Source organism: Bradyrhizobium genosp. SA-4 str. CB756, assembly GCF_000473125.1.
Taxonomy (GTDB): domain Bacteria; phylum Pseudomonadota; class Alphaproteobacteria; order Rhizobiales; family Xanthobacteraceae; genus Bradyrhizobium; species Bradyrhizobium arachidis.
Genome location: NZ_KI421499.1, coordinates 4,001,901 through 4,023,481, shown reverse-complemented (window position 1 = coordinate 4,023,481; position 21,581 = coordinate 4,001,901). Strand labels below are relative to the sequence as shown.

Annotated in this window: 21 protein-coding genes; 9 read left to right on the top strand and 12 right to left on the bottom strand. The window is 65.1% G+C overall.

Going from position 1 to position 21,581, the window contains the following annotated elements:
* Position 1 precedes the first annotated feature (1 nt).
* The 5 genes from BRAGE_RS0119890 to BRAGE_RS0119870 all read right to left on the bottom strand — a co-directional run bounded on the left by BRAGE_RS0119890 (position 2) and on the right by BRAGE_RS0119870 (position 3,864).
* Positions 2–1,279: a beta-ketoacyl-ACP synthase gene (locus BRAGE_RS0119890; protein ID WP_027557281.1), complete on the bottom strand. Its 1,278-nt coding sequence runs from the start codon at positions 1,277–1,279 to the stop codon at positions 2–4.
* 52 nt (positions 1,280–1,331) lie between these two features.
* A complete protein-coding gene (locus tag BRAGE_RS0119885; RefSeq protein WP_027557282.1) occupies positions 1,332–2,537 on the bottom strand; it encodes a beta-ketoacyl-ACP synthase in 1,206 nt (401 codons plus the stop codon).
* Entirely contained in the window at positions 2,534–3,004 is a 471-nt protein-coding gene (locus BRAGE_RS0119880) for a 3-hydroxyacyl-ACP dehydratase FabZ family protein (protein WP_027557283.1), read from the bottom strand. Before BRAGE_RS0119880 ends, BRAGE_RS0119885 begins: the two co-directional genes overlap by 4 nt.
* A 10-nt stretch (positions 3,005–3,014) precedes the next feature.
* Entirely contained in the window at positions 3,015–3,302 is a 288-nt protein-coding gene (locus BRAGE_RS0119875) for an acyl carrier protein (protein WP_007592476.1), read from the bottom strand.
* A gap of 220 nt (positions 3,303–3,522) precedes the next feature.
* The gene (locus BRAGE_RS0119870; RefSeq protein ID WP_027557284.1) at positions 3,523–3,864 is read right to left on the bottom strand and encodes a hypothetical protein; all 342 of its coding nucleotides are present in this window, start codon (positions 3,862–3,864) and stop codon (positions 3,523–3,525) included.
* Between the two features lie 319 nt (positions 3,865–4,183).
* On the opposite strand from BRAGE_RS0119870, the gene BRAGE_RS0119865 reads away from it, so the two are divergent.
* Positions 4,184–4,813 carry a ParB-like protein gene (locus tag BRAGE_RS0119865; RefSeq protein ID WP_027557285.1) on the top strand — a complete coding sequence of 210 codons (630 nt, stop codon included), beginning with the start codon at positions 4,184–4,186 and terminating at the stop codon, positions 4,811–4,813.
* 15 nt (positions 4,814–4,828) lie between these two features.
* On the opposite strand, the gene BRAGE_RS55945 is transcribed toward BRAGE_RS0119865, so the two are convergent.
* The gene (locus BRAGE_RS55945; protein ID WP_167336518.1) at positions 4,829–4,984 is read right to left on the bottom strand and encodes a hypothetical protein; all 156 of its coding nucleotides are present in this window, start codon (positions 4,982–4,984) and stop codon (positions 4,829–4,831) included.
* A 276-nt stretch (positions 4,985–5,260) separates the two neighbouring features.
* On the opposite strand from BRAGE_RS55945, the gene BRAGE_RS55940 reads away from it, so the two are divergent.
* Positions 5,261–5,404 carry a hypothetical protein gene (locus BRAGE_RS55940; protein ID WP_167336517.1) on the top strand — a complete coding sequence of 48 codons (144 nt, stop codon included), beginning with the start codon at positions 5,261–5,263 and terminating at the stop codon, positions 5,402–5,404.
* 147 nt (positions 5,405–5,551) lie between these two features.
* Complete coding sequence (locus BRAGE_RS55935; RefSeq protein ID WP_167336516.1) at positions 5,552–5,719, top strand: hypothetical protein; 168 nt, start codon at positions 5,552–5,554, stop codon at positions 5,717–5,719.
* A gap of 78 nt (positions 5,720–5,797) precedes the next feature.
* Here the strand turns inward: BRAGE_RS55935 and BRAGE_RS0119845 are convergent, their stop codons facing one another.
* The 4 genes from BRAGE_RS0119845 to BRAGE_RS0119830 form a co-directional block, all read right to left on the bottom strand.
* Entirely contained in the window at positions 5,798–8,005 is a 2,208-nt protein-coding gene (locus tag BRAGE_RS0119845; RefSeq protein ID WP_027557286.1) for an alkaline phosphatase family protein, read from the bottom strand.
* A 322-nt stretch (positions 8,006–8,327) separates the two neighbouring features.
* Positions 8,328–8,789 carry an MgtC/SapB family protein gene (locus BRAGE_RS0119840; RefSeq protein ID WP_027557287.1) on the bottom strand — a complete coding sequence of 154 codons (462 nt, stop codon included), beginning with the start codon at positions 8,787–8,789 and terminating at the stop codon, positions 8,328–8,330.
* 10 nt (positions 8,790–8,799) lie between these two features.
* Entirely contained in the window at positions 8,800–9,375 is a 576-nt protein-coding gene (locus BRAGE_RS0119835; RefSeq protein WP_027557288.1) for a peroxidase-related enzyme, read from the bottom strand.
* Between the two features lie 188 nt (positions 9,376–9,563).
* Positions 9,564–11,156: an ATP-binding protein gene (locus BRAGE_RS0119830; protein WP_231164338.1), complete on the bottom strand. Its 1,593-nt coding sequence runs from the start codon at positions 11,154–11,156 to the stop codon at positions 9,564–9,566.
* Here BRAGE_RS0119830 and BRAGE_RS56840 point away from each other — a divergent pair.
* Both BRAGE_RS56840 and BRAGE_RS0119825 read left to right on the top strand, forming a co-directional pair.
* A complete protein-coding gene (locus tag BRAGE_RS56840; RefSeq protein ID WP_231164339.1) occupies positions 11,149–11,601 on the top strand; it encodes a hypothetical protein in 453 nt (150 codons plus the stop codon). The genes BRAGE_RS0119830 and BRAGE_RS56840 overlap by 8 nt on opposite strands.
* A gap of 136 nt (positions 11,602–11,737) precedes the next feature.
* Positions 11,738–12,706, top strand: coding sequence for a catechol 2,3-dioxygenase (locus BRAGE_RS0119825; RefSeq protein WP_027557290.1), 969 nt, complete (start codon positions 11,738–11,740; stop codon positions 12,704–12,706).
* A gap of 252 nt (positions 12,707–12,958) precedes the next feature.
* On the opposite strand, the gene BRAGE_RS0119820 is transcribed toward BRAGE_RS0119825, so the two are convergent.
* Entirely contained in the window at positions 12,959–16,477 is a 3,519-nt protein-coding gene (locus BRAGE_RS0119820) for a molybdopterin cofactor-binding domain-containing protein (protein WP_027557291.1), read from the bottom strand.
* Positions 16,477–16,959 carry a (2Fe-2S)-binding protein gene (locus BRAGE_RS0119815; protein ID WP_027557292.1) on the bottom strand — a complete coding sequence of 161 codons (483 nt, stop codon included), beginning with the start codon at positions 16,957–16,959 and terminating at the stop codon, positions 16,477–16,479. The genes BRAGE_RS0119820 and BRAGE_RS0119815 overlap by 1 nt, the downstream gene beginning before the upstream one ends.
* Before the next feature lie 239 nt (positions 16,960–17,198).
* Here BRAGE_RS0119815 and BRAGE_RS0119810 point away from each other — a divergent pair, with 239 nt between their 5' ends.
* The 4 genes from BRAGE_RS0119810 (at position 17,199) to BRAGE_RS0119795 (ending at position 21,424) form a co-directional block, all read left to right on the top strand.
* On the top strand, positions 17,199–18,656 hold the full coding sequence (locus tag BRAGE_RS0119810; RefSeq protein WP_027557293.1) for a hypothetical protein: 1,458 nt from the start codon (positions 17,199–17,201) through the stop codon (positions 18,654–18,656).
* Positions 18,653–19,549 (top strand): UPF0280 family protein, encoded by an 897-nt coding sequence (locus BRAGE_RS0119805; RefSeq protein ID WP_027557294.1) that lies wholly within the window; start codon positions 18,653–18,655, stop codon positions 19,547–19,549. The genes BRAGE_RS0119810 and BRAGE_RS0119805 overlap by 4 nt, the downstream gene beginning before the upstream one ends.
* A gap of 15 nt (positions 19,550–19,564) precedes the next feature.
* The gene (locus BRAGE_RS0119800; RefSeq protein WP_027557295.1) at positions 19,565–20,149 is read left to right on the top strand and encodes an amino acid synthesis family protein; all 585 of its coding nucleotides are present in this window, start codon (positions 19,565–19,567) and stop codon (positions 20,147–20,149) included.
* Between the two features lie 72 nt (positions 20,150–20,221).
* Entirely contained in the window at positions 20,222–21,424 is a 1,203-nt protein-coding gene (locus tag BRAGE_RS0119795) for an ABC transporter substrate-binding protein (RefSeq protein WP_027557296.1), read from the top strand.
* The last annotated feature ends 157 nt before the right edge of the window (positions 21,425–21,581 follow it).

Here is a 21,581-nt window from a genome sequence, read left to right as displayed (position 1 = left end):
GTCAGGCCGGTTCGCGCGTCAGGATCAGCGAGGCGTTCTGGCCGCCGAAGCCGAACGAGTTCGACATCACCGCGGTGACGCGGGCATCGCGCGCCTTGTTGCCGACAACGTCGAACAGGATCGTGGGATCCGGATTGTCATAGTTGATTGTCGGCGGGATGCGCTGATGCTCGAGCGTGAGCAGCGAGAAGATCGCCTCCACTGCACCTGCGGCCGAGATGGTGTGGCCGACCATCGACTTGTTGGAGGTGACCGGAATCTTCTGCGCGAGATCGCCGAACACGGCCGATGTCGTGTTGAACTCCATCTTGTCGTTCTCGGGCGTCGCGGTGCCGTGCGCGTTGATGTGGTCGATCTGGTCCGGCGTCATGCCGGCATCGGCCAGCGTCTTGTTCATGCAGCCGATGATCGGCTTGCCATCGGGCGAGGAGCGGGTGCGATGGAAGGAATCGGTGAGCTCGCCGCAGCCGGCGATCACGCCGAGGATCTTTGCGCCGCGCGCAGTTGCCGCTTCATAGCTTTCCAGCACGAGCGCGCCGGCGCCTTCGGCCATGACAAAGCCGTCGCGGTTCTTGGAGAAGGGGCGGGAGGCCGCCTGCGGCGGATCGTTCTGGGTCGACAGGGCCGAGAGCAGCGAGAAGCGCACCAGCGCCTCCGGATTCACGGTGCCGTCGGTCGCGACGCACAGTGCAGCGTCGGTCTCGCCGCGGCGGATCGCCTCGACGCCGAGCTGGATCGAGGTCGCACCCGAGGCGCAAGCCGTCGACAGCGAGATCGGCGAGCCCTTGGTGCCGAAGGTCTCGGCGAGGTGGGCTGCGACCGAGCCGAACATGAAGCGGTGATGATAGGCGGTGTATTTGCCGCCGCCGGAGATGCGCAGCAAATCGTCATAGTTGATGTCGAGCGCGCCGACGGCGCGGCCGAGCTCGCGGCGCTGCGGCCATTCGACCTCGACCGGCGCAACGGCGAGGAAGAGGGGACCCGGGAAATCGGCCTTGGCGCCGATGCCGGCCTGCTCGAGCGCTTCCTCCGTCACGATCTCGGCCATCCGCTCGGACAGGGCGGTGGAGGAGAACGGATCGACGCTGACGAAATCGACGGTGCCGGCCATCGTGGTCTTCAGGCCCTCGATCGGAAAGCGCGTGATGGTGCGGATGCCGGATTCGCCGGCCACGAGCTTGGCCCAATTGTCGGCCTTGCCGTTGCCGAGCGAGGTCATGATGCCCATGCCGGTGACGACGACGACGGGACGCCCGAGTTTGTCGCGTGGTGCAGTCATGTCGATCCCCCGATAGAGCTAGAGCGTCATCCAGCCAAAGCGCGGACGCGCTTCAGCTCACCGCCTCGACCAGCGCCATGCCTTCGCCGCGCCAGTGTCCGGCTCCCACCACAACAATCTGGGTGGGCGCCCCCTGCATTTCAATCTCGGTCCCGGTCAAATCGTTCGGCGGGAACAGTGCGCCGCGCGAGATCGACAGCGCGGCGAGCGCGATGCCGAGCGGGAACTGCGTTTCCATGGTGTGACCGAACATCGTGCCGGTCGAGCGCACCGGGAAGTCGGTATGATTCTTCAGGAAGCTGCGCTCCTCGCTGGTCGCGGGCTCGGTGCCGGTCGCGCCCGAGATGATCGCGCCCTTGCCCTCGCGCTTCGGCAGCTTTTCCCAAAGCTTCTCCAAGGTCGCGGCCATGTCGCCGGGCTGCTTGCGCCGGGCGAGGTCGGCAACGACGCTCGACAGCTTTGCAAACGGCTTGGCGCCGCGCGCTTCCGCATGCGCCTTCGACTCCAGCACCAGGAAGGCGCCGGCCGAGCCGAGCGCGAATCCGGGGTGGTCCTTGCGCGCCCACACCGGAGCGAACTTGTCCTTCAAGTTGAAGTCGCCGAATTCGTAGAGGACCATCAGGTCCTTGCGCTCGCCATTATGCGAGCCGCCGACCAGCGCAATGTCGCTCTCGCCCGAGGCGATGCGCGCAAGCGCAATGCGGGCCGCATCTGCGCCCGCGACCTCTTCGCCCATGAAGGTGCGCGAGGTGCCGCCCAAGCCGTGCACGATGGCGATGTTGCCGGCGAGCAGGTTCGAGAGCTGCGCCAGGAACAGCGTCGGCCTGAGGTCGCTCATCAGCCGCTCATTGAGGAAGCCGGGCGCGTTCGCCCCCTTGGCCTCGGCCGTGAGCACGCCGCTGTCGACGTTGAGATCGCGCTCGCCGCCGCCGGCGGCGACCACCATGTCGATCTTCGCCAGGATGTCCTTGTTGCCCTTGATTCCCGCGGAGTCGAGTGCAAGGCCGGCAGCGTAGGTGCCGATGCGCTGCCAGGCTTCCATCTGGCGCTGGTCGCCCTTCTTCGGGATTTGGCTGTCGAAGGAGACGGGCATCAAGGGATGCACGACGTTTGGCGCAAAGCCCTTCTCGTCGACATTGATGCGCTTCTCTTCAAGCGCGGCCCAATTGGCGTCGAGGCCCTCGCCGAGCGAGGTGGCAAGCCCAATGCCGGTGATCCAGACTTCCGTCTGGCCGGGCTTCGAAGCAGTGTCAGTCATGGCGATACGGCCTGTTGCGGAAAGCCGACGCGTTCGGCGACTTTGGTCATGTAGCCGCGCATATCCGCATTGGGGAAGGGGATCAGCGTGAAGGTGAGCGCTGAGTTGGCGCGCAGCTTGCCGCCGACCCGGATCTTGGCCTCGGTCATGGCATAGCCCGAGCCCTCATGGGTGAGGCTCGCCTCGATGCTCATGAGGTCGCCGGGGAACACCGAGCCGCGGACCTTGGCTTCCTTCACCGCAGCCAGGATCGGCATGCGCTCGAACTTGAACACGCCGAGCTGAAGCCAGCCCGAGGCCTGCGCCATCGATTCGATCAGCAGCACGCCGGGCATCAGGGGATAGCCCGGGAAGTGCCCCTCGAAGATGGTGCTCTCCTTGGGGACCTGGGCCTCGACGACGATCGTCTTCTCGTCGACCTTGAGGTCGACGATCCGATCGATCATGTGGAAGTATTCGAGTTGCATGACCGCGCGCTTAGGCGCTCGCGCCCTTGGCCGCAACCAGTTCGTCGATGCGGGCGCACAGATTCTTCAGCACGAAATACTGCTCGGTGGTCGCCTTGCCGTCGTTGACCTCCTGGGTCCACTTTTCCAGCGGCAGCTTGATGCCGAACTGCTTGTCGATCGCAAACGCGATGTCGAGGAAATCGAGGCTGTCGATGCCGAGATCGTCGATGGCATGGCTATCCGGCGTGATCGTGTCGCGCGGGATGTCGCAGGTTTCAGCGATGATCGTGGCGACCTGATCGAATGTGGAAGACATCACTAAGCCTTTGATATATTGCGGATATTTGTCAGATTTCCAGAGTGGCACGGTGGGCGGGCATCGCGCCCCAGATGACGCCCTCAAACCCCCCTCTGGCCGGGTCGAAAGCCCGTATATCGGAGCGCCGCCCTGAGTTCAATGGAGCCGGACAGGCCGCTCCGACAGGGCTGGGGATGCTTCCCGGAGCCTTTCGGCCGGGGCCGGCCGCGGCATGGGCCTAAATGTGCGGTGTCGTGATCTTGACGCAGTCGCGGCGGCCCATCAGCACGCAATCCTGGGTCCGCCTGAGGTCGGCGATGCTCACCGCGAGCCAGATCCCGATCGCGGTCAGCGCGACGGTGAAGGCGAGGGCGGCGATGTTGGCAAGCATGCGGTGGCGGAAATCGTCCGGCTCGGTGCGGGGCTGCTCGTAGCGCGACAGGTCGAGCGGTTCTGGCGCAACGCGGAGCGGCTGCACGGTACCGTTGCCCCGGTGGACCGTCGGGGAGGGCGAATTGCGCGGCCTGAACTGGAGCACCCGGTGCTCGTCATCAGAGCTTATGGGCCGCTGGGTCTTCATGTGTGAGGATCAACTCCGAAGCAGCGATTTTTAGATAGCACACGTGGTCAAAGCGTTGCAGAAAATCTTCTCAACGCGCACATGCATTGTGGGTTCGCACTGTTGGCCTCGGGGCGCTGCTGGCGAGCGCGGAGCCGGTTGTCATCTCTGAGTCAGGAAGACGCGCGTTGCGCTGCAGCAACGGCCACGGCGCTGTCGCCGTATACATCGGCTTGTGATCCCGCTGCCGGAACCGAATGCATTTTGCCGCTGTCGGGCCCGTGTCATAATCCGGGAACCGGGACCACCGGTTGCGAAACAATGCGAAGGATCTTCGATCATGACCACCACCAACGCGCGCGAGCCGAGAGTGCATCCGGTGCCGATCCTGTCGCTGCGGCCGACGCAGATGACGGTCGGCATGCGAGAGGTCAAGGAGAAGCGCAAGCGCTGGCGCGAGCACGGCAGCAAGAAGCAGTCCGAGCTGCTCGGCACTCACATGATCCCCGTCGTCTACGGGCCTGATCTGCGCTACTACGTGATCGACCATCATCATCTCGGCCGCGCGCTGCATGACGAGGGCGTGAAGGAGGTGCTTGTCACCGTCGTCGGTGATCTCCGGATGGTCGAGCGCGAGGCGTTCTGGGGCGTGATGGACAACAAGCGCTGGGTCTATCCCTACGACGCCAAAGGCGAGCGGCGCCCGTTCCGCGATCTGCCGAAATCGGTCGCCGATCTCAAGGACGATCCGTTCCGCAGCCTTGCCGGTGAGCTCCGCCGCATGGGCGGCTTCGCCAAGGACACTACGCCGTTCTCCGAATTTCTGTGGGCCGACTTTCTGCGTCGGAAGCTGACGCGCAAGGCGGTGGACGCCAATTTCGACAAGGCACTGGAAAAGGCATTGTCATCGGCCAAGAGCAAGGACGCGATCTATCTGCCCGGCTGGTGCGGGCCGGCGGACGATGATTAGGCGCCAGCGCCCGCATCAGTCGCGCTGAAAAATCTTGGCGCCGGGATAGGCGCGTCGGGCGTAAGTGACGACTAGCGCGCGGTCCTGGGTATCCAGGAAGGGCGTTCGGATCTGGCTCGATCCGACGATGAGGTGCCACAGGCCGTTGAGCTTCCGGATGACGACTTTCATCTGCGTAATTCCTCGATAACTCCGCATTCCAGCAAAAGCTGGCTGTTGCGGTCGCCCTGTCCTTCACGATCGCGATCGTGGGTGCGAAATTCCCGACCCGGTCCGCGCTCGCCGCAAGACAGCAGCAACACTTATTAGTTGGTTAGCGCACGCGGCCCGATAAGACGGCTCTGATCACAGCCGCTTGAGCGAAATCATTTTCTGCGCCCATGAAACCGTCCTGAAACAGAGCGGTCCCATCTGTGTGGGGTAGTCGAGCTCACACAGGAGGCGGACATGCGCCGTCTGGTTTTGGTAGTTGCCTTGCTCGCGGTTGCTTCAGCAGGAATCTCGGCATCGTTCGCCGCGGTCAACCACGCCAAGTCGTTGACGTTTGCCGAGCGCTTCGCGCCGGCGCTGGATCTGATGGCGAAGCAATAGCGGCATACGCTTCGGGGCAGGCTTGATCTGCCGCAAATCCGCGTCGTGGCGGCCAGCTAGAGTCCGCCCCGCATGATCGACTACGGCGTGCTGCGCCCCGATGTCCAGGGCGCGGGCTCCAGGTCATGCCGATCTGGAGGCACGGCCATGAGCTTGATCTTTCGCATCCTCTTTGTCGCGGCCGGCGCCATCACCGCGCTGTTCGTGGCGCGCGATGCGCTCAACTTCACCATCATGCAGACTTTCGTCGCCATCCTGCTCGTGACCGCCATCCTGGGCGCCGGAACGCTCTGGAGCCTGCGGCGGAAGACGTGAGCGGCACGGCGCCAAGAAAAATGCCGATGAGCGCCGGTCAGCGCCCATCGGCTGGGCTCGAAGGTTATGCGACCTGCTTTAGCGCAGGATCTCGCGCAGCACCTCGCCGTCGACCTGGTGCGGCCTGACGCCGAGGATCTGCATGATGGTCGGCGCCACGTCGAGATTGCGCATGCGCCGGATCGTGGTCTTGCGGATATCGGGACCTGCGGCGATGAAGGTCGCGCTCATCACCGGCAGCTCCGGATCATGGCCGTGGGCACCGTAGAAGTTCGGCATCGACACCGTGGTGGTCGCCGCATTGAACGCGGGGTCGCCGAGGCGGGCGACGCCGGGGCTCTGGATGCCGTCGAAATTGTAGCCCGGCGCCATCAGCGCGAACACATCGCCGAAATCCTGGCCGATGGTCTTGCTGGTGCACAGCCCGGTCCCGGCGTTGCATTGCAGCGGCCGGGTCTCGACCACGTTGAACAGACGTCCGCTGTCGAGCGAGTAGTTGAACTTCGGATTGGGATCGACCGCGTTCTTCACCGCATCGGTGATCTGCGCAACCAGCGCCTTGTAGGTCGCAAGATCGACGGTGCCGCCCTGTTCGCGGTTCTGGAGGTTGACGTAGATGTTGACCGCCGGACCCGAGGTGCGGATCGCCAGCTTGGTGGTGTCGATGCCGGCGTTCTTCAGGATGTTGGTCATGCTGACCGAGGTGTGGAACGGGGCGAAGCCGTGGTCGGAGACCACGATGACGTTGCTGTCGGGGCCCGCCGCATCGGCGATCTTCTTCACCGCCTTGTCGGCGACCTGATAGGCGAAGCGGATATAGGAGGCGTAGCGCTTGACCTTGGCCGGATCCTGGCCCGCGCCGATCGAGTTCGGGTCCTTCGGGTTGGTGCCCTGGCGCGGATCAGTGAGCAGGAACTGATGCTCGGAGCCGTCGGGTTGCTCGATATAGACCATGACGAGGTCGGCGTCGGGATGATTCTGGATCGCACGCTCGCCGATCTCGGCCTGGTAGCGCACGAAGGTCTTGACCATGTCCTCGAACATCGCCTCGATCTCGACGTCGGGGAAATTGGTGAAGCCGGGGCTCAGCCGCTCCGGAATGCGGAAATCGGCCTGCGGACGCCAGAAGCCGATGTTGTTGTTGATGTCGTCGACATCGGCCAGCACCGGCGTGTTGCGCGGGATGTAGTTGGCGCCGTAGCGGGCGAAGCGAACGACCGAAAGGTCGGGCGAAAGCTGCGAGACGTAATAGGCGGCACCGACCTTGGCGCCGCTGCCCTCGAAGAAGAACGGCGCGTTCTCGTCGCCGAACTTGGCATAGGCAGGTCCCGTCGAGGGGGCGTGGAACGGTCCTCGCTTGATGCCCTGCGTGCTGTCGAAGAACACCAGGGTGTCGTAGTTCACCTTGTTGTCGTTGGTGGTGTCGATCGCCGCGACGCGGATCGAATATTTGACGTCGAACGTCGCCGCGTTGCTGGAGCAGGTCGAGGTCTGCGCCGAGGAGCACGAGAACGACTCGATCGGGTTGGTCGTCACCAGCACCGGGCTGAAGGAGAAATGGCCGGCCGCCTGGAGGCCTGCGACGACGCCCGCATCGGGTGCGAAGTCGGATTGGGTCAACGAGAAGCCCTGGGCGGAGAGGCCGCCGAACGCGCCGAACGGCACGGTGTAGTTGACGACGCGGGTCGGCTGCGCCGATTGCACCACGGTGCCGTTGATGAAGATGTCGGCGCCATCGCCGCCGGGCCAGGTCGCGGTGGCGACTTTCTTGCCCTGCTGGCGGAGCTGCACCCACAGCGGTTCGGCCGTCGGGTGCGGCGAAGGCCCGAGCGGGCTCTCCTGATAGCCGCCGATCGGCGCTGCGAAGCCGCTGATGCTCGAGGAGATCGGCGCGACGGCGGCCTGGAACGTATTCGAGGGGATGTCGTTGTGAACCGCGTTCGAGCCGGTGGCGATCTCGATATGCGACACCGCCGTGAGCGACGGCGAGGCCGTCACGTTCTGCAGCGCGACCGCGCCATGGCGGCTCAGCCGCGCCAGGGCGCCGTCCCGCGGCAACACGCCTTCCTCGATGAATTGCTGGATGAAATTCGGCTTGGCGCCGTCGAGCGAGATCAGCACGACCTGCTTCGACTTGTGGCCGTGATGGCCGCCACCGTGATCGCGATTGCGGAAGTTGTCGAAGTCGCGGTCGTCGTCACCCGCACGCACAGGCGTCGCAACACCGGCCAGCGATGTGGCGAGCGACATCGCGGCAATCATGGAAAGGAGAATCTTCTTGTTCATGTGATCGCCCCCAGGCTGGCTGCGCAATCTGCGCGGATGTTGTCTGCAACGGGAAGCGATTATCGAGTGTGGCCGACGACGCGCATGTGACACGTGTACGTCGAAGCGATTACGCCAACAGGATGTCGGCGCGCGATGGTTTGCGCATGATGCGGAAGATGAGGCAATCGCAGTTCGAAAAGACCACGCTCGAACAACGGTCTAAAGCGCGATGATGGCGATTTCGAACATAATCGTGCTTGGACGCAAACGATGAAATGGAACCCGGCACTCTCGCGAGCCGCATCTGCGTGCGCATCAGACTTATCGCGTCGCTTCCGTCCTATGTTTGAGTGTCATTGCCGCCGAGCAGGCGGTGCAGCCAGCGCTCGACGGGCCGGCCGACCGTGAGCAGCACGATCGCGATCACCAGCGCGACCAGGACGATCTTCCATTCGCCGGCGCCGCAGGCGATGCCGAGGCAGGCGGCGAGGAAGGCGCAGGCTGCGCTGGTCAATCCATGGACGCGGAAGCGATGGCCCTCGCGCACAATGACGCCGGCGCCGAGAAAGCCGATGCCGGTGAGGATGCCCTGGATCACGCGGCTGGCCGCGTCGGTGATCTTGCCGGGCTCGGCGAACTGCACGGCGAGCAGCACGACGGTTGCGGTGGAGAGCCCGACGATGCCGAGCGTTTTCAGCCCGATCGGCTTGTCGTGCAGGTCCCGGTCAAGCCCGATTGCGGCGCCGGCGAGCGTCGCAACGCCAAGGCGCAGCAGGATCTCGGGCCAGTCCAGCTCGGTCATGTCTTGTCGGTCACGTCTTCGGCAGCCGTCCCATCAGGTAGAACTCCTCGTTCGGGCGCATGCCGGTGAAGTTGGCAAGGCGGTTCGAGAGCGCGAAGAAGGCGGAGATCGCGGCGATGTCCCAGATGTCGTCGTCGCTGAAGCCGTGGGGTTGAAGCGCCGCGAAATCGTCCTCGGAGACGCGCTGCGCGTCGGCGGACACCTTCATCGCGAAATCCAGCATCGCCTTCTGGCGGGGCGTGATGTCGGCCTTGCGGTAGTTCACCGCGACCTGGTCGGCAATCAAAGGGTTCTTGGCGCGGATGCGCAGGATCGCGCCATGCGCGATCACGCAATACTGGCACTGGTTGGCCGCGGAGGTCGCGACCACGATCATCTCGCGCTCGGCCTTGGTCAGCCCGCTGTCCTTCTCCATCAGCGCGTCGTGATAGGCGAAGAAGGCGCGGAACTCGTCCGGTCGGTAGGCCAGCGTCAGGAACACGTTCGGCACGAAGCCGCTCTTCTCCTGCACCGCGAGCAGGCGCGTGCGGATGTCCTCGGGCAGCGTGTCGAGGGCGGGAGCGGGGAAGCGTTGTGGTTTTGTCATTGGCATGTTTTCCGGCTGGGGACCGGGAAACATAGTCGATGCGGGGGCGGTGCTCAACGTCGCCGGCACCGCTGCCGTAGGGTGGGCAAAGCGAAGCGTGCCCACCACTCTTGTCCGCGTGCGCTGACACGAGGTGGGCACGGCGCTGGCGCGCCTTTGCCCACCCTACGGGTGCGGTGATTTGTGGCTTACCGCAGCGGCTTCTTCAGCAGCGAGAAGCGATCGGGGTCGAGGCCCATCGACGGTTGCAGCATCGGGGCTTCGAGGCTGGACATCGTCTTGGCGGGCGGGGCCGCGAACACCGGATCGTTCGGCACGTCGCGCTGCGAGGTGGCGCCGCGCCAGCGCTCGAGCACGGCGCTGACGAAATGCATGTCGTGACCGGAGGTCATGGAGGGCACGCTCGAGATGGTCGCTTCGCCGCGCGGCAATTGGTGCGGCGGCACCTCCTTGAAACGCAGGCGGGTCGGCAGCGCGACACCTTCGCCGAACGCCAGCACCTCGCGGGTGCCGAGCGAGGGCACGAAGGACAGCAGGTTCGCGGCCGCGTCCGACACCGCGGCACGTAGCAGCGCCTGGTCGCGGTCGTTGGCAAGACGCATCGTGAACAGCGTGTTGCACTGGGAGATGATGGTGGCGTCGAGCTCTGCGGGGCGCTGCGTGATGAGGCCGAGATAGACGCCGTATTTACGGCCTTCCTTGGCGATGCGCGACACGGCCTTGCGGGTCGGGCCGAAGCCGACGTTGCGGTCGGCGGAGGCGTAGCGGTGCGCCTCTTCGCAGACGAACAGTAGCGGCGAGACGCCGTCGCTCCACAGGCCGAAGTCGAAGGCCATGCGGCAGAGCACGGACACGACGGAATCGATGACCTCGGCCGGGAAGCCGGCGAGCTGCATCACCGTCATCGGCTTGCCGTTGGCCGGCAGGCGGAACAGATGGCTGATCACTTCGGCCATGGTGTCGCCGCCGACATTGGCGTTGTCGAACATGAAGGCGTAGCGCGGATCGTTGCGCACGGCTTCGATGCGCGAGATCAGCTTGTGATAGATGATGCGCGAGGAGCGGTTCTCGAGCTTGCCCATGCGCTCGTCGATCAGCGACAGCAGGTCGACGAGACGATACGGCACCGGCGTATCGACGGTGTAGCCGATCTGCTTGGGATCGATGCGCTTGAGGCCGATGCGATCGGCGTTCTGGTACTGGGTGTAAACGCCTTTGGCGAGCGGGATCACCTCGGCGAGGATGTCGAGCTCTTCGGGCACGCCGGCGCGACCGCCGAACAGCACGTCGACGATTTCCTCGAAATTGAACAGCCAGAACGGCAGCTTCAGGTTCCGCGGGTTCAGCACCAGCGCGCGGTCGCCGAAGCAGCGGCCATATTCGTTGTGGACGTCGAGCAGGAAGATGCGCAGGTTCGGCCGCGCCTTCAGGATTTCGTTGAGCAGCAGCGACACGCCGGTCGATTTACCGACGCCGGTCGATCCCAGCACCGCAAAATGCTTGGACAGCATTTCCTCGACGTCGACATAGGCAACGACGGAGCGGTCCTGCTGGAGGAAGCCGACATTGATCTGGTCCGAGCCGGTCGGCGCGTAGATCGTGCGCAGCTCCTGGCTGGTGATCAGGTCGACCGCATCGCCGATGGTCGGATAATTGGTGACGCCGCGCTGGAATTTCGCCTTGTCGGCGGCGTTGAGGATCTCGCCGAGCAGGTCGACCGAGGCGATGGCGATGTAATTGTCGGCGCTCGACAAATTCTCGCAGGACACCTCGGTGATCATGGCGACGATGACCGAGCTGGCGCAACGAATGCTGACGAAGCGGCCGACGGTCGCCCGAACTTCCGAGATCGACAATTGGTTTGCCGCCAAAAGCCCGACCCGGGCGAGCGATCCGCGAACCGAAATCACGCGTCCAAAGGATGTCACGATGGATGAACCCGAGAAGACAGAATGTTTCTCCGACTATGCGGGGCCGTCGCTGGACAAACGGTTAAACGGCAGGCGCGCCCGCTTCGTTAAATCCGCGACAATTCCGCCGCTCGCTTTGTTCCCAATGCATACTTTGGAGCAGAAACGGCCGAAAACTGCTGCTTTTCTGGGCCGGCGCGGCCGAAGGCGCTTAAGGAAGATTTTACCATTCGACGAGTCCGTCCGTGGCTTGACGGATGGTTGTCATCGGGGACAGGCGGCCGTCGATCGGGACCTTCGCGGTTTGATTTGTTGACGGGACCTAATCATTTGTACATTAGTACAAATGAACCCCGCGGCCTCGGCGCCGCCCGGGCGTGAGCGCGTTGCAGCTCTGCGCCCGAATGCGCGATCTGTTGCAGCGGATCGCAAGCCACGCTCTGGAGGACATCATGCAGCCCGAACCGATCCTCGATCTCGCCCATCTCGGCCACATGGAGCTGCTGACGCCGAAGCCCGATGAGAGCCTCAAATTCTTCGTCGACGTCATGGGCATGACCGTCAGCGGCCAGAAGGGCGAGTCGGTCTACTTGCGCGGCTGGGACGATTACGAGCGCTATTCGCTCAAGCTCACGGCGTCGAAGACCTCAGGCATGGAGCACATGGCGCTGCGCGCGCGCAGCCAGCAGGCGCTGGAGCGCCGCGTCGCCGCGCTGAAGGGCTCCGGCTTCGACATCGGCTGGATCGACGGCGACATGGGGCAGGGGCCGACCTTCCGCTGCCGCGACCCCGACGGCCACATCGTCGAGCTCTATTACGAGACCGAATGGTATCAGGCGCCGCCGGAGCTGAAGCCCGCGCTGAAGAACCAGGCGCAGCGCTTTCCCGCACGCGGCGTCAATGTCCGCCGGCTCGATCATCTCAACTGCCTCGCCGTCGACATCAAGGCCAACCGCGAGTTCTTCGAGAACTATCTCGGCTGCCGCCTGACCGAGCAGATCGTGCTCAACGACGGGCGGGAAGCGGCGATGTGGCTGACGATGTCGAACAAGAGCTACGACTTCGCCTATTCGCTCGACCATTCCGGCACGCCCGGCCGCTTCCACCACGTCACCTACGCGCTTGACAGCCGCGAGGAGATCCTTCGCGCCGCCGACATTTTCCTGGAAAACGGCGTGCACATCGAGACCGGCCCGCACAAGCACGCGATCCAGCAGACCTTCTTTCTCTATGTCTACGAGCCCGGCGGTAACCGCGTCGAGGTCGCCAATGCCGGCGCGCGCCTCATCCTCGCACCCGACTGGAAGCCGATCGTGTGGACCGAGGAGGAGCGCAAGAAGGGCCAGGCCTGGGGCTTGAAGACGATCGAGTCCTTCCACACCCACGGCACGCCGCCGGTGGAGATGAAGAAGCACGGGTGAGCATTTGAACGTACCGGATTGATGTCGGATTTAGTCGGACCGACAGCGGCGCTCTATCCGTTCCCTCCCCCCTTGTGGGGGAGGGGCAGGGAGGGGGGTACCACACGGGGACTCTGTCCGTCGCGCACCCGCACTTGGTGCATCGTCAACAACTGGCGCCTTTTCCTGGGCCACCCCTCTCCCTAGCCCTCCCCGAGGGGGGAGGGAACACACCTCCGCTGAGGCGGCATCGGGGCTGATCCCAGTCAGGCGCTAGTGCACCGACGCCCGGACGCGCGCGATCGTCTCCCGCACGCCCGTCCACGCCGGCTTGTCGGGCGCGAACTGCTTGCGCAAGAAGCTGACGAGCTCCTCGACCTGCGCGTCGCTCATGCTGTTCCTGAACGCTGGCATGTAGCCGAGATCACTCGACACGGGATCAGCGATGCCGTGCAGGATCACCTGCAAGAGATTGTCGGGCTTCGCGCTGTGCAGGTTGCTGTTGAGCGCGAGGGAGGGGCGGCTTCCGAACAGCGGCAGGCCGCCGACCTCATGGCAGACGGCGCACGCGCCTTGGTAAAGTCGTGCGCCGGTGGACGAGGTGACGGTGACCTGCGTCGCGCTCTCGAGCTTTGCGGCGAGCGCGGGCGCGTCAGTCGCGGTGTCGTTGAACGAGTTGAGATAGACCGCCATCGCGCGGATGTCCTGATCGGGCAGCGCCTTGAGGTCCCTGACAACGGGCGCCATCGGGCCGGCGGCGACGCCGTGATGGCGCGAATGGCCGGTGCGCAGGTACGCGAACAGCTCGTCCTCGCTCCAGGGGATCGGCGCGTGCGAGAGCGAGGTCAGCGGCGGCGCCTCCCAGCCCTCGGCGAAGCCGCCGGCGAGATAGGCGCCACGCTGCTCGGCGCCGAGCGCGTTGCGCGGCGAATGGCAGCCGCTGCAATGGCCGAGGCTCTCGACCAGATAGGCGCCGCGATTCCAGACTTCCGATTTGGCGGGATCGGGCTTGAACTCGTTTGCTTGATGGAACAGCGCGTTCCATCCGGCGAGCAGTGGGCGGAGGTTGAACGGGAAGGCGAGCGTGTTCGCCGGCGCTGTCGTGCGCACAGCCGGCTGCGCCATCAGATAGGCGTACAGCGCCTGCATGTCGGCGTCGCTGGTCCTCGCAAAATGCGTGTAGGGGAAGGCGGGATAGAGCTGCCGTCCGTCGCGATGCAAGCCATCGCGCATCGCGCGCTCGAAGGCTGGAAAGGACCAGGCGCCGATGCCGGTCTCGACGTCGGGTGTGATGTTGGTCGAATAGATCGTGCCGAACGGTGTTTCCAGCGCACGGCCGCCGGCGTTAAGCACGCCGCCAAGGTTGGTGTGGCACTCCGCGCAATTGCCGAGCGCGGCAAGCTGCTGGCCGCGCGCGATGGTCGCTGCGGAATAGACCGATGCATCGGGCCGTGCGATCGGCGCGATGGCGCGGCCTGGCAGGAGTGCGGCGCCGATACCGATCGCCGCGGTGCAGACGGCCGCAATCGTCGCAAAGATGCCGGCACCCTTCGCGAACGGATTTTCCCAGATGCGCGACGGTTTTGGCGCAGCCGGCGCGGGCAGGGCCTGCGGCACGGGCGATGTCTCGCCATGCAGACCCCTAAGGATGCGCTCCGGCGTGAATGGCGGCTCGCGAAAGCGCACGCCGGTGGCATCGAAGATCGCGTTCGCAATCGCGGCTGCGCTCGGCACCGATGCGGACTCACCGACGCCGAGCGGCGGCTGGTCCGGCCGCGGCAGCATCAACACGTCGATCTTGGGCACATCGGGGAAGGGGATGATCGGATAAGCGCCCCATTCGCGCGCCGCCACCGCGCCGCGCTCGAATGAGACCTCCTCCATCAGCGCGCGGCTGGTGGACTGGATGACGTTGCCGTGGATCTGGTGGCGCACGCCGTCCGGATTGATCATCAGCCCGGAATCCTGCCCCGCGACGACGCGCGTGACGCTGACATCGCCGGTGGTCTTGTTCACCGCGACGTCGGCGATCCAGGCCGACCATGCCGCGCCATAGCCCGGAAACTTGCTGTGGACGTAGAGCGCATAGGCAAAGCCGCGCCCGTGCACGATCTCGCCGTCCTTCTTCTCGCGCGCCGGGCGCGGCGTCCAGCCCGCGCGCTCGGCGACCGCATTGACGAGATCGACCGCGCGCGGGTCCTTCAGATAGCGCAGGCGGTATTCGATGGGATCGACGCCGGCCTCGGTCGCGGCCTCGTCGATATAGGATTCATGCGCAAAGGTGTTCGGCAGCGCCGAGACGCCGCGAAACCAGGAGGCGCGCACGATCGGCGGCATGTCGTGGGCGACGACGCGCATATTTTCGTAATCGTAGGGCGGGATCGCCGTGCGGTCGCCCATCTGCAGCACGACGGGCTCCGCCGAGATGCGTCCCGTCAGCAGCAGTGCGAGCGTCGGTGCGGCATTCGAGGGATAGCGCGTCGCGAGATCGTAACCGGCGATGCCGCCGTCGGCATCGAGGCCGCCATTGACGTCGATCAGTTGCGCGGTGCCCTTGGGCTCCCAGGTGTGCTCTTGCTCGCGTGTGAGCTGCACGCGGACGGGCCGGCCGACGGCGCGCGAGAGCAGCAAGGCGTCGGCGGTGACATCGTCGGCGCAATTGCGGCCGTAGCAGCCGGCGGCCTCCAAGCGGATGACCTCGATCTCGCTTTCGGGACGTTCGATCAGCAGCGCGAGATCGGCGCGAAGGACGTGCGGGTTCTGCGTGCCCGACCAGACGCGGATGTTGCCGTCCTGGACATCGGCGACGGCGCAGGAGGGGCCGATCGAGGCATGCATCTGATACGGCCACACATAGGTGCGCTGCATCGGCTTGGCCGCGCCGGCAATGGCAGCATCGACGTTGCCCTTGTCGATCAGCGTGCGCGGCGTCGACGGATTGGCGCGCAGCGCGGTCTCGACATCGGCGAGGTCGGCGAGGGCAGGCGTCGGCTTCCAGCTCACCCTGAGCTGCTCGGCCGCGCGGATCGCATTCTCCTCGCGCTCGGCGACGACGCCGACGAAATCGCCGATGCGCACCACCGCGACTAGGCCGGGAATGTCGCGGACGGACGATTCATCGACGGCGATCAGGCTGGTGCCGACGAACGGCCCGGCATCGACGCCGGCATAGGGCGGACGCACCACGCGGCCGTGCAGCATGCCTGGCAGGCGAATATCGTGCACGAAGGTCAATTCGCCCGTTGCCTTGGCGGGCAGGTCGATACGCGGGACGGATCGGCCGACGATGGCGTAATCGCCGACAGGCTTGACCTCAACGTCGTCGGCAAGCTCGAGCCGGATTTCTTCGCCGCCGATCAACTCCCCATAGCTGACGCTGCGATTATGCCCGCGGACGAGACCGTCCTCGATCGTCAGCTCAGCCGCCGACAGCTCCAGCCGCTCGGCCGCGCGCGCGATCAGGAACTGCCGCGCCTGGGCTGCGGCCTTGCGCAAGGGCACGGCGGTGATCTGGATGGTTTCGCTGGCAATGGTCGCGCCCTGGTTCGGCACCACGGCGGTATCACCGAGCACGACGACGACGCGCGCTAAGGACACATCTAACTCTTCGGCGACGATCTGGCCGAGCGCGGTGCGGATGCCGGTGCCGAGATCGACATGGCCGTTATAGGCCGTGACCGAACCGTCCGCGGTGATGCGCACGAACGTCTCGGATGTGACCTCGTCCACGGTGCGGACGACGACGAGCGAACCCGATGGCCGCTCAGCTGCGCTCGAGACAGGGGAGGCCATCAATCCGCGGCCTCGGTGAGCTGGCCGGAGGCGCGCATCACCGCGCGCAGGATTTCGACATGGGTGCCGCAGCGGCAGAGATTGTAGCGCAGCGCGGCGAGCGCCTCCTGCTCGGTCGGCCGCGGATTGATCGCGAGCAGAGCCTTGGTCGTCATGATCATGCCGTTGAGGCAGTAGCCGCATTGCGCGGCCTGCTCGTCGATGAAGGCCTGCTGCACCACGTCAGGCTTGTCGCGGGTGCCGAGCCCTTCGAGCGTCACGATGTCGCGGCCGGCGCAGCCACTGAGCGGAATCACGCAGGAGCGCGCGGCGGCGCCGTCGATCAGGACAGTACAGGTGCCGCATTCACCGAGGCCGCAACCGTATTTCGGACCGTTGAGCGCGAGATCGTTGCGCAGCACGTAGAGCAGCGGCGTATCGCGCGCCGCCGTGACCTCGTGGATCCCTCCGTTCACCGTGAGGCGGATCGGTGTCTGCGTCATCCTCGTTTCCAAGCCCGCATGAAAATCGACGTCGCGACGATACCGTTTGTACACAAACGTGCAAGCCGTGCATGCCGCACTGCAGCGCGGTTGCCTTGTTTGTGGACAGCGCGACTAGGCAAATGAGCTTTTATGCGGCAGCGGCATCTTTTGCGCTGCACCGGTGCTTGACAGCCCCGGGGGACCGCGCGCAACATCGTTCGTATACGAATGATAACCAAGTCTCCGCTGGCTCTGACATGGTGATGGAAACGACGAGCGCTGCCACCGACAAGATCCGCTGCGATGCCTGTCCGGTGATGTGCTACATCAAGCCGGGCGCGGCGGGCGCCTGCGACCGCTATGCCAACCATGACGGCAAGCTCGTTCGCGTCGATCCGCATGTGATCCTGGAGCGCACCGTCGAGCACGGCGGCAAGCTGGTGCCGTTCAGCCGCACCGAAGACTGGGACGGCAAGATCGTCCACGAGCCTTCCACCTTCGTCACCGCAATCGGCGCCGGCACGACCTATCCCGATTACAAGCCGGCGCCGTTCATCGTCTCCGCGGAGGTCGATGGCGTCGACATGGTGACCGTGGTCACCGAGGGCATTTTCTCCTATTGCGGCATCAAGGTGAAGATCGACACCGACCGCTATCTCGGGCCGGAGTCCGCGACCGTACGCGCACAGGGTGAGGCGGTCGGCCACGTCACCACCAGCGAATACGGCTCGCAGATGCTGTCGCTCGGCGGCGTGCATCATCTGACCGGCGGCTCCAAGAAGGAGGGCCGCGTCACCTGCGACACGCTGATGGACCTCGCCAATTGCAAGGCGGTGGAGCTGACCATCGACGGCGGTGCCACCGTGGTGGTGCAGGCCGGCCAGCCGCCGATCGTCAACGGCGTCAAGGAAGAGCGCATGCGCGTCGGCTGCGGCTCGGCGACGATCGGCATGTTCGCCAAGCAGTGGCATGGCAAGGTCGATGAAGTCGTCGTGGTCGATGACCACATCACCGGTGTGCTCTCGGAGCACCAGGCCGGAAAACTGCTCGACATCGCCGACACCGGCATCAAGATGAAGGGACGCCGCTCGACACCCGGCCGCTATTTCCAGGTCGCCGATCCCGGCACCGGTTGGGGCGGTACCAACATCTCCGACCCGCTGTCGATTCTCGGGCCCTTCGACAAGAAGGAGGCGAAGGCCGGGTTGACCATGCTGATGGTCTCCACGACCGGCGAGCATTCGTCCTATTACGTGCTCGACGAGGCCCTGAGCCCGGTCGAGACCGAGATGCCGGCCGACCTGAAATTCTCGGTCGAGCGCATCCAGGAGAATTGCGAGCCGGCGCTGTGCACGGTGTTGTTCATGGCGGGCGCTGGTGGCTCGCTGCGCGCCGGCGTCACCGACAATCCGGTGCGGCTGACGCGCTCGGTGAAGGATGCACTGACGCGCGTCACCAGCGGCGGTGCGCCGGTCTATGTCTGGCCCGGCGGCGGCATCACCTACATGGTCGACGTCACGCAGATGCCGGCGGGCGCGTTCGGCTATGTTCCGACGCCGGCGCTGGTTGCGCCGATCGAGTTCACGATGAAGCTGACCGACTATGCTGCGCTCGGCGGTCACATGGATTACGTCAAGCCGCTCGCCGAGGTGCAGAACGGTGAGGACGTCCGTCAGCTGCCCTGGCAGAATCCGATCCCGGGACCGCGGGCATGACACGGCTCCCGCAAATCGCATTGCTGTCTGATGGCCGGCGGCTGCATTTGCAGGATGGACCGATTGATCTGATCGTTGAGGCGAGGGGGCGCGCGGACGCCGTGCGCGCAGCCTATGAGGCTGCGGCGCGAAGGTTCACCGGACTGCTCGACGAACTCTGCGCGGAGCTGCCGGAGCTGCGGGCGGCTGCTGGGGCGCGGACCTCGCTGAAGGGCGTGGTGGCCCGTCGCATGCACGCCGCCGTCGCGCCCTATGCCGCCGATTGTTTCATCACGCCGATGGCTGCCGTTGCCGGCAGCGTGGCGGAGGAAATTCTCGGCGCGATGCTGGCCGCGGCGACGCTTGATCAGGCCTATGTCAACAATGGCGGCGACATCGCGCTTCACTTGAGCAGGGGCGAACATTTTTCTGTTGGCCTGATGGACCGGCCCGATCGCGACGGCGTGATGCGAGCCATGAGGGTCGATGCCGACGATCCCGTGCGGGGCATCGCAACCAGCGGACGCCACGGCCGCAGCTTCTCGCTCGGCATTGCCGATGCGGTGACGGTGCTGGCGGCGACGGCGTCGCGGGCTGATGCGGCGGCGACGATCGTTGCCAATGCCGTTGATCTGCCCGGGCATCCCGCCATCATCCGCACGCCTGCGAACGAGCTTCAGCCCGACAGCGATCTCGGCGCTCGTCTCGTCACCCGCAACGTCGGTGAATTGTCGCAGAAGGAAATATCCGCTGCGCTGGAATCTGGCGCGGAATGTGCACGGCAATTATTCGATCGCGGACTGATTGAGGGTGCCATGCTCAGGCTTTGTGGTGATATGCTTGTCATCGGAACCAAGGATATAGAAGAGCAACGACCACGCCCGCTTGTGCTGGAGAACGCGGTCAGTGCCTGAACAGGGAAGCGAAACATGAGCGCGATCATCCGCAAGATCGTCACCGTCGTCGAAGAGACGCAGATGGAGATGGGCCGCCAGGTCTCGCCGCCGACGCGGCGTGCGGCCGCGATCGCCGTGATCGAAAATCCCTTTGCCGGAAAATATGTCGAGGATCTCTCGCCGCTGATCGCGATCGGCGAGGAGCTCGGCGAACTCTTGTCGAAGCGCGCGGTGGCTGCGCTGGGTATCGATGGCGCGAAGGCGCAGAGCTACGGCAAGGCCGCGGCTGTCGGCGAGAACGGCGAGCTCGAGCACGCCGCCGCGATCCTTCATCCGAAGATGGGCGCGCCGGTGCGGAAAGTTTTGAGCAAGGGGGCGGCGCTGATTCCGTCGTCGAAAAAGCGCAGCGGTCCCGGCACGACGCTCGACATTCCGCTCGGGCACAAGGACGCGGCCTTCGTGCGCAGCCACTTTGACGGCATGGAAGTGCAGATCAACGACGCGCCGCGCGCCAACGAGATCATGGTCGCGGTCGCCGTCACAGACAGCGGCCGTCCGCTCCCGCGCGTGGGCGGGCTGACGGTCGCGGAAGTGAAGGGCGAAGACGGTTTGAGATGAGGGCATGATCCGGGGGCGGGCACAGCTCTCGGGACATGTTCAAGGCGTAAAAGTTCAAAACTGGAGGTTGGGATGCGAGCAAGAAATTACTTCGTCGGCGTGGCCTTCGCGCTTCTGGCCGGCGGCATGGCCCATTCGGCCATGGCGCAGGACATCAAGATCGGCGAGATCAACAGCTATTCGCTGCTGCCGGCGTTCACCGAGCCCTATCGCAAGGGCTGGCAGCTCGCGGTGGAAGAGATCAACGCGGCCGGCGGCATCAACGGCAAGAAGCTCGTCGTCATCTCCAAGGACGACGGCGGCAAGCCGGCGGATGCGCAGACCGCGGCCAACGAGCTCGTCTCCAGCGAAGGCGTGGCGATGCTGACGGGCACGTTCCTGTCGAACATCGGCCTCGCGGTCAGCGACTTCGCCAACCAGAAGAAGGTGTTCTTCCTCGCGGCCGAGCCGCTGACGGACGCCGTTACCTGGGCGAAGGGCAACAAGTACACCTTCCGCCTGCGTCCCTCCAACTACATGCAGGCCGCGATGCTGGTGGAAGCCGCAGCCAAGCTGCCGGCCAAGCGCTGGGCGACGATCGCGCCGAACTATGAATACGGCCAGTCGGCGGTGTCGGTGTTCAAGAAGCTGATGTCGGAGAAGCGCCCTGACATCCAGTGGGTCGACGAGCAGTGGCCGCCGCAGGGCAAGATCGACGCAGGTCCCGTGGTGCAGGCGGTTGCCGCCGCCAATCCCGAAGCGATCCTCAACGTCACCTTCGGCGCCGACCTCGTCAAGCTCGTGCGTGAAGGCAACACCCGCGGCCTGTTCAAGGGGCGCGAGGTCGTGTCGTTCCTGACCGGCGAGCCCGAATATCTCGACCCGCTCAAGGACGAGACGCCGGAGGGCTGGATCGTCACCGGCTATCCCTGGTACTCGATCAAGACGCCCGAGCACGACGCGTTCCTGAAGGCCTATCAGGCCAAGTACAACGACTATCCGCGCCTCGGCTCGATCGTCGGCTACCAGACCATCAAGGCGGCGGCGGCGATCCTGGCGAAGGCCGGCTCGACCGATCCGGAGAAGCTGATTGCCGCTGCGGAGGGGCTCTCCATGCCATCGCCGTTCGGCGAGATCACCTTCCGCAAAATCGACCATCAGTCGACGCTCGGGGCCTATGTCGGCAAGACCGCGCTGAAGGACGGCAAGGGCGTGATGGTGGATTCGTCCTACAAGAAGGGTTCGGATTATCTGCCGAGCGACGCCGAAGTCGAGAAGCTGCGGCCGAAGGATTAGTTTCTTCCTTCTCCCTCTCTCCGCTTGCGGGGAGAGGGTCGGGGTGAGGGGGAGCCTCCGCGAGGGAGGTGATAGTGAGCCCCGCGGAGACTCCCCCTCACCCGAATTTGCGCGTTGCGCAAATTCGACCTCTCCCCGCAAGCGGGGAGAGGTGAAC